This is a genomic window from Pseudomonas sp. T8 (assembly GCF_024610635.1).
GTDB lineage: Bacteria > Pseudomonadota > Gammaproteobacteria > Pseudomonadales > Pseudomonadaceae > Aquipseudomonas > Aquipseudomonas chlororaphis_I.
On the sequence record NZ_CP102374.1, the window covers coordinates 6,919,388 to 6,934,068 of the forward strand.

Consider the following 14,681-nt stretch of genomic DNA (forward strand, 5'->3'; position numbering starts at 1 on the left):
CTTGCGATGATCGTCAGATCCAAACCCAACCTGATCAATGTGCTGATCTCCCTCAAGGGCTCGATCGCCAAGCGCATCGCCCTGCGCAGCCTGCTGGTGACCCTGCTGGCCTCGGCGATCGTGTTTATCGAGACCCTGTACCCGGCCTATTTCTCCAGGGTCAACGCCACGCCCTTCACCCTGTTGGGCCTGTCGCTGTCGATCTTCATGAGCTTTCGCAACAACGCCTGCTACGACCGCTGGTATGAAGCGCGCAAGGCCCTGGGCACGCTGGTGACGGAGGTGCGTTCGATGATCCGCGAAACCCAGGCGATCAAGGATTCGCGACAACGCGGCAAGATCCTGCGCGACCTCTGCGGCTTCGCCCATGCCCTCAACGCCAGGCTGCGCCAGGAAGACGAGTCGAGCGCGGCGGGCACCTGGCTGAGCCGGTTGCCGCCGGCCCAGACGCCCAACGTGCCGGACAGCATCCTGCGCCACGTCGGCCAACAGTGTTCGGCCCTGGCCGAATCCGGGGCGATCAACGAATGGCGCTACACGCTGCTGGCCAATCACCTGAGCAGCCTGACCAACGCCCAGACCATCTGCGAGCGGATCAAGAGCACGCCATTGCCTTTTCCCTACACGCTGTTGCTGCACCGCACCAGCTACATCTTCTGCATCCTGCTGCCCTTTGCCATGGCCGAGCCCCTGGGCTGGTTGACGCCGATCTTCACGGCCATCGTCAGTTATACGTTCTTCGGCCTGGATGCCATTGGCGACGAGCTGGAAGACCCCTTCGGCCGAGACGAGAACGACCTGCCGACCAATGCCCTGGTGCGCACCATCGAGCGCGAGGTGCTGGATGCCCTGGGGGCGACCCAGCTGCCGCCGGTGTTGCAGCCGGTGGACTTCGTGCTGAGCTGATCGGCGCCCATGCGTTCGCCCTGGCTCCCCCGGGCGACATCAAGTACTCAACCCAGCCAGCCGGCTGCGAGGATAACCATGCACCACGATTCCACCACCTTGACTCACCTGGACGCCGAAGGCCGCGCCAACATGGTCGATGTCAGCGACAAGCAGCCCACCGACCGCGAAGCCCAGGCCCAGGCCTGGGTGCGCATGCGGCCCGCCACCTTGCAGATGATCCAGCAGAACGGCCACCCCAAGGGCGACGTGTTCGCGGTGGCGCGCATCGCGGGGATCATGGCGGCGAAGAAAACCCATGAGCTCATCCCGCTCTGCCACCCGCTGATGCTCAGCTCGATTCACCTCGAACTGAAGGCCGTCGAGCCCGACAGCGTCAGGATCGTCGCCACCTGCCGGCTGAACGGCCGCACCGGGGTCGAGCTGGAAGCCCTTACCGCGGCCAGCGTGGCCGCGCTGACTATCTACGACATGTGCAAGGCGGTCGACCGCGGCATGGTCATCGACAGCATCCAGCTGCTGAAGAAACAGGGTGGACGATCCGGCACCTTTGACGCGGGAGTCACCGCATGATTCTGATCAACTACTTTGCCCGCTATCGCGAGCAGCTCGGTATCGGCGGCGAGAAGATCGCGCTGGACGATTCGTTGCGCAGCGTCGGCGACGTGAGGACATTGCTGATGGCCAGGGGCGAGACCTGGCAGGCGGTGCTCGGCGAAAACAGCCTGATGTGCGCGCTGAACCAGGACCTGTGCAACCTCGACGCACCCATCGAGGACTTCGACGAGATCGCGTTTTTCCCACAAGTCACCGGGGGCTGAACCATGACCGTGCATGTCCAGGCCGAGGCCCTCGACCTCGATCGACTGCACCGCGAGGTGCACGGCGGGGACCCGAGCATTGGCGCGGTGGTGACCTTCGTCGGCTATGTGCGCGACCTGAACCTCGGGGAGCAGGTCGGCAGCCTGTTCCTCGAACATTACCCGGGCATGACCGAGCGCGCGTTGCAGCGCATCGTCGATGAGGCCAATCAGCGCTGGCCGCTGCAACGGGTCAGGGTCGTGCATCGGGTGGGGGTGTTGCAGGTGGCTGAGCCGATCGTGTTTGTCGGCGTCGCCAGCGCCCATCGGCAGGCGGCCTTCGAGGCCTGCGCCTTCCTGATGGACTACCTGAAAACCCGCGCGCCGTTCTGGAAGCGTGAACAGACTTCGTCCGGCGAGCGTTGGGTGGATGGCCGGGAGAGCGACCAACTGGCTGCCAGTCGCTGGTAGGGCAGGGATGCGCCCTGCGGCGCAGCACCTTTAGTCGGCCGTTGGCTCTGGTGCGGCAAACAGTTTCCTGGCTTCGGCAAAGCACTTTTCGGCGATGGCCGAGCGCGGTTCGGTCTTGCGCATCACCAGGCCCAGGGGCGCCAGCACACTGGCATCCGGCAGGTTGATGAACGCCAGGTTCTCGATCGGATTTTCCAGGCCGCTGGACAGCGGCATGATCGAGCAGCAGAAGCCTTCGTGAATCGCCTGGAACAGCTGATAGGTGGAATCGCTTTCGAGGATCGGCTGCGGGTCGAGGCCGCGGCTGCGGAAACTCAGGTCGATGGATTTGCGGTAGTGCATGCCATTGCTGATCATCCCCAGGGGCAGCTCGGCGGCTTCTTCCCAGCTCATTTCGCTGCCTTCGAAATGGAAGTGGCGGGTGTCGTACAGCAGGCCGACGCGGGTTTCGCCGATCTCGAAAAACTCGAAATAGTTCGGGTTCACGTGGTCCAGATAACACACCCCCAGGTCCAGCTGGTTGTTGCCCAGGCCTTCGATGATCTGGTCCGAACTCATGGATGAGAGGGCGAACTTGAGTTCCGGGAAACTCTTGGAAAGGCCCTGGACGTAGCCGATCGGGTTGAAGCTGCTCAGCGGCACCAGGCCCAGGCGCAGGCTGCCGACCAGTTGGCCGCGGCATGCGGCGGCTTCGGCGAACAGCCCGTCATGGGCGGCGAGCAGGGTCCGCGCCCAGGCCAGCACCCGTTCGCCGGCCTCGGTGAAACCTTCGAAACGCTGGCCACGCTTGACCAGCACCAGGTCCAGCTCGTCCTCCAGATTGCGCAAGCGCATGGACAGGGTCGGCTGGGTAATGTGGCAGCGCGCGGCGGCCTGGCCGAAGTGTCGGGTCTGGTCCAGGGCGATAAGGAATTTGAGTTGTTTGATATCCACGATGGCACCTGCTGAGGAAGGGGTTGGTAAGGTCGGTCTTCAGGATGCACGCAGCTTGGAAATCCCGAGCCGACCTTTTGGAGGAAAAGACAGTGCACCCGTTCGGTGGCACGCGGAGCTGCTAAAAAACGCTGTTAAAAAATGCCGTTAAGAAAGTAGCTCAGGGGTATTGAAGTTGCTCAGGCGCGGGTCGTCCTCGGCGCAGACCAAGGCTTGCGGCCGGTGCTTCGACAAGGCGCGTTGCAGGCTGCGTTCGCCGGCGTCCCAGTCTTGCTGCAGGCTCGCCAGCAAGGCCTTGGGGATCAGGCTGAACATGGGTTGCCAGTGGCCGGCCTGCTGCACCATCAGCACCGCGTCCGCGGCGGGGCGCGCCGCCAGCATGGCGCTGATCAGCGCGGCATCGATTTTCGGCGCGTCGCAGGCGAACACCAGCAGCCACGGATGACGCGCCACCGCCAGGCCGGCGAGGACGCCCGCCAGTGGGCCCGGGAAGCCCTTCTGCGAGTCCTCCACCAGTTGGTCGGCATAGGCCCGGTACTGCTCGGCGTTGCGGTTGCAGGAGATGATCAGATCGTCGCTGAAGGGCCGGACCGCCGCCTGCACATGGGCGATCAGCGGCTTGCCCTGCCAGGGCAGCAGGCCCTTGTCCTGTCCGCCCATGCGCGCGCCACGGCCGCCGGCCAGCAGCAGTACCGAGCAGGGGATGGACGAAGGGGAAGCGGGGCAGGTCGGGGTCATGGTTCAAGGCACGCTGGTTGGGTATCGGGACGATCTCATTGTCGCCGCCGCGAGTCCAATCGGAAGTATCGAATGTCCGATCAAAAGGCTCTATCGACCGCGGATTTCACCCGCGCCGACCCGCGTTTTCCAGGGAAAAAAGTCTTGATAGATGGGCTCGATAAAGTGGTCGGCCAGAGTGATTAGACACTGACGGTTTCAGCGCTTTAGCCTCTGGCAATGGTTTTTATGACTGCCTGCCGGAGAAAGACATGAGCGTGAAATCGGATGCATTGTTTGTCCCCCTGAATATTGCCGTGCTGACCGTCAGCGACACCCGCGAATACGCCACCGATACCTCCGGGCAACTGCTCGTCAGCCGCCTGCTGGAAGCCGGCCACACCCTGAGCGAGCGCAACCTGCTCAAGGACGACCTGTACAAGATCCGCGCCCAGGTCGCGCTGTGGATCGCCGATGAAAATATCCAGGTGGTGCTGATTACCGGCGGCACCGGCTTCACCGGACGCGACAGCACCCCCGAGGCGGTGAGCTGCCTGCTGGACAAGCAGATCGACGGTTTCGGCGAGCTGTTCCGGGCGATCTCCATCCTCGATATCGGTACTTCCACCGTGCAGAGCCGGGCCCTGGCCGGGCTGTCCAACGGCACCCTGGTGTGCTGCCTGCCGGGCTCCACCGGCGCCTGCCGGACCGCCTGGGAAGGCATCCTCGCCGAGCAGCTCGACGCCCGCCACCGGCCGTGCAATTTCGTGCCGCACCTCAAGCAGGTGCAAGCCTGCGGGACCCGCGGATGAGCCCGTCACCGCTGATGCCGGTGGAGGAGGCCATCGCCCGCTTGCTGGCCATGGCCGAGGCGCAACGCTTGCAGGACAGCGAGCCGGTGGCGCTGGGCGAGGCGCGGCAACGGGTGCTGGCCAGCGACCTGGTGGCGACCCTGGACCTGCCGCCCTGGCCGAACAGCGCCATGGACGGTTATGCCTTGAGCCTCGAGGGCTGGGACGGGCAGCCGCTGGCGGTGTCACAACGCATCTTTGCCGGCCAGCCCCCCGAGCCGTTGCTGCCGGGCACCTGCGCGCGAATCTTCACCGGTGCGCCGCTGCCCCAGGGTGCCAACAGCATCGAGATGCAGGAGAACGTCGAGCAGCTTGACGACGGTCGCGTCCGCTTCAAGCAGCCGCTGAAGGCCGGCCAGAATATCCGCGCCCAAGGCCAGGAGAACCGCGCCGGGCAAGTGCTGCTGCGTGCCGGCAAACGCCTGGGGCCGTTCGAACTGGCCATCGCCGCGGCCCAGGGCTGTACCCATCTGCCGCTGGTGCGGCGACCACGGGTGGCATTGCTGTCCACCGGCGACGAACTGGTCGAGCCGGGCACGCCCTTGCGCCCCGGCTGCATCTACAACAGCAATCGCACCCTGCTCAGCCACTGGTTGAGTGCCCTGGCCTGCGAGGTGATCGATGCCGGGATTCTCCCCGACCAGCCACAGCAGACCCGGCTGCGCCTGGAGCAGTTGCAGTGCGCGGCGGACCTGATCCTGACCACCGGCGGTGTGTCCGCCGGCGACGCCGATTGCCTCGGCCAGGTGCTGCGCGAGTGCGCCACCCCGGTGTTCTGGAAGCTTGCGATAAAACCCGGCAAGCCGCTGACTGTCGGGCGCTTCGGCAGGGTGCCGGTGATCGGCCTGCCCGGCAACCCGACCTCGGCCCTGGTGACCTTTGGCTTGCTGGCCCGGCCTTATCTGTTGCGCATCCAGGGTGTCGAGGAGGTCATGCCATTGAGCTTCCCGGTCAGCGTCGGTTTCGACTGGCCGAAAGCGGGCAGCCGTCGCGAATACCTGCGGGCCAGGCTGGAGGAGGGGCGCGCCGTGCTTTATCCGAACCAGAGTTCCGGCGTGTTGCTGGGCGCCTCCTGGGCCGATGGGCTGGTGGAGATTCCCGAGGGCAGCACCTTGCGGGCCGGGGAGCCGGCGCGCTTCATTCCGTTCAGCGAGTTGTTCTAGCAGGCGCGGTCTGGCGGCAGGCGCAGGGCCCTCAGATCTTCCAGTGCTCCGCGCTTTTCGCCAGGCGCTGGCGCATCTCGTTGAGGTTGGCCACCAGTTGCCGGGTCAGCAGGCGGTAGCCGTCCAGCACGCTGTAGACCGAGGTGTCGAGGGTCGAGGAGGACGGGCCATCCAGGGGCCGCCCCAGGCGTCTGGTGGCGCCGGATTGCAGGGCGCGGGCCATGCCCACCAGCTGTATGCGCACCTGCCGGTGCTCGTGTTTCAACACCTGTTGCAGCTGCTCGCGAGCCTGTGGGTCGCTGAGGTTCGGCCGGGTATTGCCGAGGATTTCCAGGGTGCTGAAGCACATGCGCAGGTTGCGCTGGATGGCGTCCAGTTCGGTCATGGAGATCCGCACTTCCTTGGACACCGAGGGCATCAGCGAGCGCAATTGCAGCAAGGTGCTGTTGAGGCGCCCGAGCAACTTCAAGTGTTCATCGTCGGTCACCGACTGGCCGCCGATGATGCGTCCGTAAAGGGTGGCGCAGTCGCGCAAGGCGCTGGCCAGGTTGTAGCGCCAGGAATACACCGCATACAGCGGAATGGCGAAGGAGAAGGCCAGGGCCAGGGCGATGCCGATCAGGATGTCCACCGTGCGCCACAGGCCATCGCTGACGTGGTTGTCGCCATGGCCGGCGACGATGAACACAGTGATTGCTGCCAGCAGCGCGGTGTAACCGCCCTTGCCGATGGCGTGATAGGAGAAATACCCGCACACCACCGACATCCCCAGGTAGGTCAGCCAGGACATGCCCAGATAAGCCTGCTGCACCACCAGCACCAGGCCGACGCCCGCGCCGATCAGGGTGCCGATGGCCCGTTCCGCGGCCTTCTTGCCGATATTGCCGTGGTGCTGCAAGCCGCCGATCACCACCAGCATGGTCACCGACGCCCATTCGCCGTGAGGCAGGTTGAGGCCGGTGGTCAGCGCGATGGTGGCCAGCAACCCCAGGGCCACGCGCACCGCATGGATCAGCTTGGCGTAGCGGTAGCGCCGATACGGGTCCAGTACCGGGAGCAGGAATCGGCGCAACAGCGGCGGCAGGCGAAAGGATCGCCAAGGGGTTGGCAGGCCCAGGGGAAATTCTCCGTTTCTAGAAAATGTAATCGGTGGTCAGGAAGCTCGACTCGCGGTTACGGATGATGTCGCTGATCAACTCCTTGTTGCTCTCCTGGAACTTGGTGGCCACCAGGGTGCGGATCGAGAAGGTGCGCAACGCGTCATGCACAGACAGCGTGCCTTCGGCGGAGTTCTTGCGCCCGTTGAACGGGTAGGTGTCCGGGCCGCGCTGGCACTGGGCGTTGAGGTTGATCCGCCCGACCTGGTTGGCGAAGGCGTCCACCAGCCGTCCGACTTGTGCCGGTTGGGTGCCGAAGATACTCAGCTGCTGGCCGAAGTCCGATTCCAGGACGTAGTCGATCACCGTTTCCAGGTCGCGATACGGCACGATCGGCACCACCGGCCCAAACTGCTCTTCCTGGTACACGCGCATCTGGCTGTTCACCGGGTACAGCACCGCCGGGTAGAAGAACGAGGCCCGCGCTTCGCCACCGCCGGGGTTGACCACCTTGGCGCCCTTGTCGATGGCGTCGGCCACCAGGGCGTGCAGGTAATCGACCTTGCCCGACTCCGGCAGCGGCGTCAGCGCCACCCCCGGTTCCCACGGCATGCCCGGCTTGAGGCTGAGCAGCTTGGCGTTGAATTTCTCGATGAAGGCATCGACCACGGTTTCATGGACGAAGAGGATCTTCAGCGCAGTGCAGCGCTGGCCGTTGAACGACAGCGAGCCGGTGATCGCCTCGTTGACCGCGTTATCCAGGTCCACCTCCGGCAGCACGATGCCAGGGTTTTTCGCGTCCAGGCCCAGGGCCGCGCGCAGGCGGTGCGGCTTGGGGTGCAGTTTCTTCAGGTCGCTGGCGGCCTTGTTGGTGCCGATGAAGGCGAAGATATCGATCTTGCCGCTGGCCATCAGCGCGCTGACGGTTTCCCGGCCGCTGCCGTAGATCACGTTGATCACCCCGGCCGGGAAGCTGTCGCGGAAGGCTTCCAGCAGCGGGCGGATCAGCAGCACGCCGAACTTGGCCGGCTTGAACACCACGGTGTTGCCCATGATCAGCGCCGGGATCAGGGTGGTGAAGGTCTCGTTCAGCGGGTAGTTGTACGGGCCCATGCACAGCGTCACGCCCAGCGGCACGCGGCGGATCTGGCCGAGGGTGTCCTGCTCCAGCTCGAAGCGGCTGGAGCGGCGGTCGAGTTCCTTGAGGGCGTTGATGGTGTCGACGATGTAGTCGCAGGTGCGGTCGAACTCTTTTTCCGAGTCCTTGAGGTTCTTGCCGATTTCCCACATCAGCAGCTTGACCACCGCCGAGCGCTGTTCGCGCATGCGCCCGAGGAAGGCTTCGACGTGCTGAATGCGTTCGGCCACGCGCATGGTCGGCCACGCGCCCTGGCCACGGTCGTAGGCGCGCACGGCGGCGTCGAGGGCGGTCAGCGCGGTGTCGGCGTCGAGCAGCGGGGTGCTGCCGAGAATCACTTGCTCGTCGCCATTGGCGGTGTCCAGGTACACCGGGCTGCGCACCAGGGCCAGGGGCCCGTTCCAGGTCTGCAACTGACCGTCGACCAGGTACTCGCGTTGCTCGACCTGGCCGTCCAGGCGGTACTGCTCGGGGATGTCGGCGGCGACGGGAAACAGCGTGTTCAACAGATGGGCTGTGGTCATGACTCTATTCCGTAATGGCAATGGGCAATGCACCGGCGGGCTGGATAGCGCGCCGGCGCTGACGGGCGAGACAGGTCTTCAAGGTTTGTTTCTACGGGTATACGCCTTGATGTCTCGGGTCTTTAGCAAAAAGCTGGGCCAAAATGGCGGAAAGTCGTGCAGCAGAGGTGTGATGGTGTGGTTCTTTGGGCCAAGAGTAGCCGCTTTTTCCCATGGAAAAACAGCCTTTGTTTCAACCGGCGCTGAACAATTGGCGGATCAGCTTGGGCGTGCTGCCGGTCCAGCGTTTGAATGAGCGGCGGAAATTCGCCGCGTCGTTGAAGCTCAGGTACTCGGCGACTTCCTCGTTGCTCAGGCCCTTGATCCGGTACAGGTACAGCGCCACATGCTTGCGCACCAGGTCCGCCTGCTGCTGGAAACCGCTGCCGTGCTTGTGCAGCTTGCGCTTGAGGGTGGCCGGGCTCATGCCGAAGGCCTGGGCCGTCTGTTCCAGGCTCGGCGCCTGGCGCACCTGGCCTTGCAGGTAGCGGTAGACGCAGTCGAGAAAGCTCGAGGCAAAGCCCAGTTGCTCGAGCTGGCCCAGGGCTTCCTGGCGCGCCACCTGGCCGGCGGTGGCCGAGGCGTTGGGCCAGGCCTGGGTGAGGAATTCGCGGGGGATGCGCATCAGGTCCATGGCCATCGAGGCCATCGGCTTTGTGCCCGGCACCAGCGAGCGCCTGGCCGCCAGCGAACGCGACGGCCTGTTGCTGCTCGACGCCCAGGCCGCGGCCGACAGCCGCCAGTACCTGCCCCTGAGCAAGGAGGCCCCGGACTACCCGCAACGCGCCCTGGACAAGAACATCGAAGGCGACTGCACCGTGGAATACAGCGTCAACCCGCAAGGCAAGGTGGAGAACCCCAAGGTGCTCGATGGCTGCCACCCGCTGTTTATCCGCCCCTCGCTGGCGGCGGCCAACACCTTCCGCTACCAGCCGCGCATCGTCGACGGCCGGGCGGTGTCGGTGCCCGCGGTGCGCAACACCTTCCACTAGCGCATCAAATAGCCCCGGCTGTTGTTCTTCAGCAGAAACGGCCGGCCGCTGCTCGATCGCCCGCGTAGCGGCGGTCTCCAGGACACCGCGTTATCGTTGACGGTTTTTCGCGGGCAAGCCTGCTTCTGTAGGAGCGCAGCTTGCGCGCGATAAACGATAACGCGGTCCACCGGTAGACCGCGGCGTCCCCATCGTGGGCAAGTCGGATCGACGCCCGCTCACTCCCGTATTTTTCTGTCAGCGCGAAGCGTGGTGGCCGGCGAGGAAAACAGTGCAGTAACGCCTTTGATCTGATGTGGAATTGAACAGAAACTTTCTCACTGTTTTCATTCGCTTCAGATTGAATATCCAGTAGTTTCGCTAAATGTTTTTTGAGAGGATTTGTAAGATATTTTTATATAAGGCGATTCTTAAAGTTTCATATAAGGCTTTTCTGAAAATAAGTCGGTTTTTTTATTTGGGTAATGTTTGGTGGTATAAAGCCAGCCCTCCTTTCGGCAATATGCTCTGAGTATTTCATGTCTCAATATTTTTGGAAAAATTTTCCCGGAATTTTTGCGCTTGTCTTTTCATTTTTCTGTTTGAAAGCGCAAGCAAGCTGCATTGTTGAAATGAGCGGCGTTAACGTCGGTACGCGCACCGTCACCTTGTCAGTGACACCGTCCGAATCCTTTGATCCCAGTGTTCCTGACGGCACGGTCTTGTACAGTTCCACAGCACAAGGAAAGGAGCAACCGGGGGTAGCCTATTGCTCCAGTTCCATTGGCCGTATCGAGTATAGGGGGGTAGGGGCCGTGGGAAGGTTCAACACCTATGCGACTTCGGTTTCTGGTGTAGGTATTCGTATCCAATACTATTTCAGTGGATGGTGGCCACAAGGAACTTGGGAAGGCTCCACGGATTACCCTATGTATGCTTACACCCCTTCCGTAAAAATCGAGTTGGTAAAAACCGGCCCTATTACTGCGGGGGGGCGGATGACGGGGCTTGTCGGTACCTTTACGGCTCTCGATCACGGCATGGATTTTCAGCGTTATGTAATCAGCGGCAATCTGGAGATCAAGCCGAGAGTACCTACGTGTACCGTATCGACCCCCACTATCGCCGTGGGCATGGGCAAAGTACACGTCAGCGCGGTGGCCGATAAGGGCGCTACCAACCCCGACCGTCCCCTGGAGATTCGTTTGCAATGCTCGGGCGGGGATGCGGGTGCTCACACAAGAATGTTCATGACCCTGAGCGACGCCGCCGACCCGAGCAATCAGTCCAGTACGTTGTCCCTGTCGCGTTCATCCACTGCCTCGGGGGTGGGTATCCAGATATTGCGCGGTGACGACACGCTGGTCAGCTTTGGTCCTGACTCGGCGGTAGCTGACAATCCGAATCAGTGGCAAGTCGGTGAATTCGGTAACGACCAGGTGAGCATTCCGCTCAAGGCTCGTTATATCCCGACCGGTGGCGTGGTCGGCCCCGGAACAGCCGATGCTGCTGCGACCTTCACCATGAGCTACCAGTAGCCAGGCGGACGCTCTCCATTGCGCGGCCAATCCAACACTCCCGCCCATCATGCTCAAACGCTCTTGTGTTGCTGCAGGAGCGGCCGCGTAGCGGCGGTCCCAGGACCCCGCGATGAACGATAACGCGGTCCACCGGTAGGCCGCGACGTCCCCATCGCGGGCAAGCGTCTGCACAGGCCTGGCCGCAGATGCCCCCCTCGCTGGCCCGCAATGCCCTCAGGCCGTGGCGGCGCCTGCCTTAGTGTTGGCTCTGGGTCGATCCCGACCGTCACCCGAGAGGAACACCATGCCGGTACCGACTGCCTCGCTGCGGTTTTCATCCGTCACCGTGCTGTATCGCCTGACGCGCGTCGCGCTGTGCCTGGCGCTGGGCGGGCTGCTGGTTGCCTGTGGCGACCAGCCCGCGCCGCCATCGGCGGCGGCCGTGCATCAGCTGCCCGACGATTCGGCGCTGGCGCGGATCTACGACAGCAGTTGCAAGCTCTGCCACACCAACCCGGCGTCCGGCGCGCCGTTGACCGGCGATGTTCAGGCTTGGCGCCCGCGCATCGCCCAGGGCGCCGACACCCTGCTGGACCACAGCATCAACGGTTACAACGGCATGCCGCCAATGGGCCTGTGCATGCAGTGTTCCGAGGCGCAGTTCCTCGCCCTGATCCGCTTCATGTCCGCACAAGACCTCCAATAACCCGGCACAGGGACACAGGCATGACCATGCACCTCACACGACGTCAGTTGCTGCAACGCAGCGCAGTCGTCGGGACGTTCGGCGCGCTGACCAGCAACCCGCTGCTGGCCGAGCTGGCACGGGCGCCACGGCTGATTCCCTGGCGCAACTGGTCCGGCGCGCAAAGCTGCCTGCCCCTGGCGCGGCTGGCGCCCAAGGACCTCGACGAGCTGGTGCAGGTGATTCGCCAGGTCCCGGGCAAGATCCGCCCGGTGGGCTCGGGGCATTCCTTCAGCGCCCTGGTGCCCACCGACGGCACGCTGTTGTCGCTGAGCTTCTTCAGCGGCCTGCTCAGCCACGATGCCGCCACCTTGCAGGCCGAGTTCGCCGCCGGCACGCCGATGTCGCGCATGGGCGCGCCGCTCAAGGCGATCGGCCAGGCCCTGCCGAACATGGCCGACATCGACTACCAGACCCTGGCCGGGGCCATCGCCACCTCGACCCACGGCACCGGGGTTGGCTTCAAGTCCTATTCGGCCCAGGTCTGTGGCCTGCAACTGGTGACCGCCAGCGGCGAGGTGCTGGACTGCGACGGCAGCCGCAACGCCGAGGTCTTCAGCGCCGCACGGGTGTCCCTCGGCGCGTTGGGCGTGGCCACCCGGGTGCGTCTGCAGAATCGCCCGGCCTATCGCCTGCGGGAAAAACAGTGGATCGCCAAGACCGAGGAACTGCTCGAAGACCTGGCGAAAAACACCCGCGACAACCAGCACTGGGAAATGCTGGTGGTCACCCATTCCGACTACGCGCTGTCGATTGCCCTGAATGAAACCGAAGACCCGGCGACCCCGCCGGTGGACCCGGCAGAAGAGGGCGGCAACGAGTTCGTCAGCCTGATCGAGAACCTCGACAAGTACCTCAGCGATTTTCCCGAAACCCGCCGCACCCTGCTCAACAGCCTGCGGCATTTCGCCAGTTTCGACGAGCGGGTCGGCGACTCCTACGAGGTCTACGCCAATGTGCGCAACGTGCGCTTCAACGAAATGGAGTACTCGGTGCCGGCCGAGCACGGCCCGGCGTGCCTGCGGGAAATCCTCAAGCTGATCCGCGACAAGGACCTGCGCACCTGGTTTCCCATCGAGTACCGCTACGTCCAGGCCGACGATATTCCCCTGAGCATGTTCGAGGGCCGCGACAGCTGTTCGATCTCGGTGCACCAGCACTACGGCATGGACCACCACAACTTCTTCGCCGCCGTCGAACCGATTTTCTGGAAGTACGCCGGCCGCCCGCACTGGGGCAAGTTGCACAGCCTCAACGCTCGGCAGTTGCAGGCGCTGTACCCGCGCTGGCGCGAGTTCACCCGGGTGCGCGAGGCGCTGGACCCCGGCGGCAAGTTCCTCAATGCACACCTGTCGTCCATCCTGGGCGTGGTCTGAAGGGAGATAAATAGGATGAATCGACGCAACTTCCTGCTCGGTACCGCGGGTGTCGGCGCCTTGTTGGCGGGGGTGGGGGCCTGGCTGCGGCCCGCCGACCGGGGCGGGCCCTACAGCGACTATTTCCGCGCGCTGAACCAGGAACTCAAGGCCCACGGCCCGATGCGCCCGGTGATGCTGATCGACCTCGACCGCCTGGACCACAACATCGATATGGTGCTGCAGTCGGTCAAGCGCGGCGGCAAGCAGCTGCGGCTAGTGGAGAAGTCCCTGCCATCGCCGGAGCTACTGGCCTACATCGGCCAGCGCGCCGGCACCCAGCGCCTGATGTCGTTCCACCAGCCGTTCCTCAACCACGATGCCCAGCGCTTTCCCGAGGCCGATATCCTGCTGGGCAAGCCGCTGCCGGTGCGTTCGGCGGAGCTGTTCTACCAGGGCCACAAAGGCCCGTTCGACCCGGCCCGGCAGTTGCAATGGCTGATCGACACCCCGGAACACCTGCAGCAGTACCTGGCCCTGGCCCGAGGTTTGGGCACCCGGTTGCGGATCAATATCGAACTGGACGTCGGCCTGCACCGCGGCGGGGTGAAGGACAGCCTCGAACTGGGGCCGCTGCTGACCCTGATCGCCGCCAACCCCCAGCACCTGGAGTTCGCCGGTTTCATGGGCTACGACCCCTTTGTCGGCATGGGCGTGCCGGGCATTCTCGGCTCGCCCGACGCGCTGTTCGCCAAGGTCATGCAACGCTACCAGAGCGCCGTGGACTTCACCCGGCAACGCCATCCGGTGCTCTGGCAACCGGGGCTGACCCTGAACACCGCCGGCAGCCCCAGCTACCGCATGCATGAGCAGGAACAGTTGAGCAGCGAAGTGTCGGTGGGCACGGCGATGCTCAAGCCGACCCACTACGACCTGCCGTCCCTCAGCGAGCATCGGCCGGCGGCCTACATCGCCACGCCGGTGCTGAAAAGCACCGGCCCGGTGCGCATCCCGGCGCTGGACGACAAGTCGAAGCTGTTCGCCTGGTGGGACCCGAACCAGCGCGAGACGTTCTTCATCTACGGCGGCAACTGGCTGGCCGAGTTCGAGTCGCCCTCGGGGCTGCAAAGCAACGGCTTGTTCGGCCGCAGTTCCAACCAGGAGATGGTCAACGGCTCGCCTGCCGTGGGCCTGGGGCCGGACGACCAGGTGTTCCTGCGGCCGATGCAGAGCGAGGAGGTACTGCTGCAATTCGGCGACCTGCTGGCGGTGCGCGGCGGGCGGATCGTCGAGAGCTGGCCGGTCTATAGCTAGGTTTTTGCGGTGCTGCTGAAGGCCTTATCGCGGGCAAGTCGGATTGCCGCCCGCTCGCTCCTAGAGAAGCTCACACGTTCTTCTGTAGGAGCGAGGCTTGCCCGCGATAAACGATAACGCGGTGGTTCAGACATTCT

General features: G+C 64.1%; 14 protein-coding genes and 2 pseudogenes. 11 read left to right on the top strand and 5 right to left on the bottom strand.

What is annotated here, in order from left to right; genetic code table 11:
* Positions 1 to 6 precede the first annotated feature (6 nt).
* From NRG23_RS31635 to moaE, 4 genes are all read left to right on the top strand, one after another.
* A complete protein-coding gene (locus tag NRG23_RS31635) occupies positions 7 to 906 on the top strand; it encodes a bestrophin family protein (RefSeq protein ID WP_162095659.1) in 900 nt (299 codons plus the stop codon).
* Between the two features lie 78 nt (positions 907 to 984).
* Positions 985 to 1,479 (top strand): cyclic pyranopterin monophosphate synthase MoaC, encoded by a 495-nt coding sequence (gene moaC / locus NRG23_RS31640; protein ID WP_257373324.1) that lies wholly within the window; start codon positions 985 to 987, stop codon positions 1,477 to 1,479.
* Positions 1,476 to 1,727: a MoaD/ThiS family protein gene (locus NRG23_RS31645; protein ID WP_009049725.1), complete on the top strand. Its 252-nt coding sequence runs from the start codon at positions 1,476 to 1,478 to the stop codon at positions 1,725 to 1,727. Before moaC ends, NRG23_RS31645 begins: the two co-directional genes overlap by 4 nt.
* Positions 1,728 to 1,730: 3 nt before the next feature.
* Positions 1,731 to 2,177: a molybdopterin synthase catalytic subunit MoaE gene (moaE, locus tag NRG23_RS31650; protein ID WP_257373325.1), complete on the top strand. Its 447-nt coding sequence runs from the start codon at positions 1,731 to 1,733 to the stop codon at positions 2,175 to 2,177.
* A 30-nt stretch (positions 2,178 to 2,207) separates the two neighbouring features.
* Here the strand turns inward: moaE and NRG23_RS31655 are convergent, their stop codons facing one another.
* Positions 2,208 to 3,110, bottom strand: coding sequence for a LysR family transcriptional regulator (locus NRG23_RS31655; protein WP_009049723.1), 903 nt, complete (start codon positions 3,108 to 3,110; stop codon positions 2,208 to 2,210).
* A gap of 147 nt (positions 3,111 to 3,257) precedes the next feature.
* Complete coding sequence (mobA, locus tag NRG23_RS31660) at positions 3,258 to 3,848, bottom strand: molybdenum cofactor guanylyltransferase MobA (protein ID WP_257373327.1); 591 nt, start codon at positions 3,846 to 3,848, stop codon at positions 3,258 to 3,260.
* A gap of 251 nt (positions 3,849 to 4,099) precedes the next feature.
* On the opposite strand from mobA, the gene moaB reads away from it, so the two are divergent.
* The gene (gene moaB / locus NRG23_RS31665; RefSeq protein ID WP_038577944.1) at positions 4,100 to 4,639 is read left to right on the top strand and encodes a molybdenum cofactor biosynthesis protein B; all 540 of its coding nucleotides are present in this window, start codon (positions 4,100 to 4,102) and stop codon (positions 4,637 to 4,639) included.
* On the top strand, positions 4,636 to 5,841 hold the full coding sequence (glp, locus tag NRG23_RS31670) for a gephyrin-like molybdotransferase Glp (RefSeq protein WP_257373329.1): 1,206 nt from the start codon (positions 4,636 to 4,638) through the stop codon (positions 5,839 to 5,841). Before moaB ends, glp begins: the two co-directional genes overlap by 4 nt.
* Positions 5,842 to 5,872: 31 nt before the next feature.
* On the opposite strand, the gene NRG23_RS31675 is transcribed toward glp, so the two are convergent.
* The 3 genes and pseudogenes from NRG23_RS31675 to NRG23_RS31685 all read right to left on the bottom strand — a co-directional run.
* A complete protein-coding gene (locus NRG23_RS31675; protein ID WP_257373330.1) occupies positions 5,873 to 6,913 on the bottom strand; it encodes an FUSC family protein in 1,041 nt (346 codons plus the stop codon).
* Between the two features lie 61 nt (positions 6,914 to 6,974).
* A complete protein-coding gene (locus NRG23_RS31680) occupies positions 6,975 to 8,600 on the bottom strand; it encodes an NADP-dependent glyceraldehyde-3-phosphate dehydrogenase (RefSeq protein ID WP_081360484.1) in 1,626 nt (541 codons plus the stop codon).
* 232 nt (positions 8,601 to 8,832) lie between these two features.
* A pseudogene (locus NRG23_RS31685) lies at positions 8,833 to 9,273 on the bottom strand (helix-turn-helix domain-containing protein); the annotation flags it as partial.
* Positions 9,274 to 9,355: 82 nt separating this feature from the next.
* Here NRG23_RS31685 and NRG23_RS31690 point away from each other — a divergent pair.
* The 5 genes and pseudogenes from NRG23_RS31690 to NRG23_RS31710 all read left to right on the top strand — a co-directional run.
* Positions 9,356 to 9,631: pseudogene (locus NRG23_RS31690) on the top strand (energy transducer TonB); the annotation flags it as partial.
* Positions 9,632 to 10,149: 518 nt separating this feature from the next.
* Entirely contained in the window at positions 10,150 to 11,148 is a 999-nt protein-coding gene (locus tag NRG23_RS31695; protein WP_257373332.1) for a fimbrial protein, read from the top strand.
* Positions 11,149 to 11,434: 286 nt separating this feature from the next.
* Positions 11,435 to 11,836 (top strand): cytochrome c5 family protein, encoded by a 402-nt coding sequence (locus NRG23_RS31700; RefSeq protein WP_257373334.1) that lies wholly within the window; start codon positions 11,435 to 11,437, stop codon positions 11,834 to 11,836.
* A gap of 86 nt (positions 11,837 to 11,922) precedes the next feature.
* Entirely contained in the window at positions 11,923 to 13,251 is a 1,329-nt protein-coding gene (locus tag NRG23_RS31705) for a D-arabinono-1,4-lactone oxidase (RefSeq protein WP_257375107.1), read from the top strand.
* 84 nt (positions 13,252 to 13,335) lie between these two features.
* Positions 13,336 to 14,544, top strand: a complete 1,209-nt coding sequence (locus NRG23_RS31710) for a DSD1 family PLP-dependent enzyme (protein ID WP_257375108.1) — start codon at positions 13,336 to 13,338, stop codon at positions 14,542 to 14,544.
* Positions 14,545 to 14,681 lie beyond the last annotated feature (137 nt).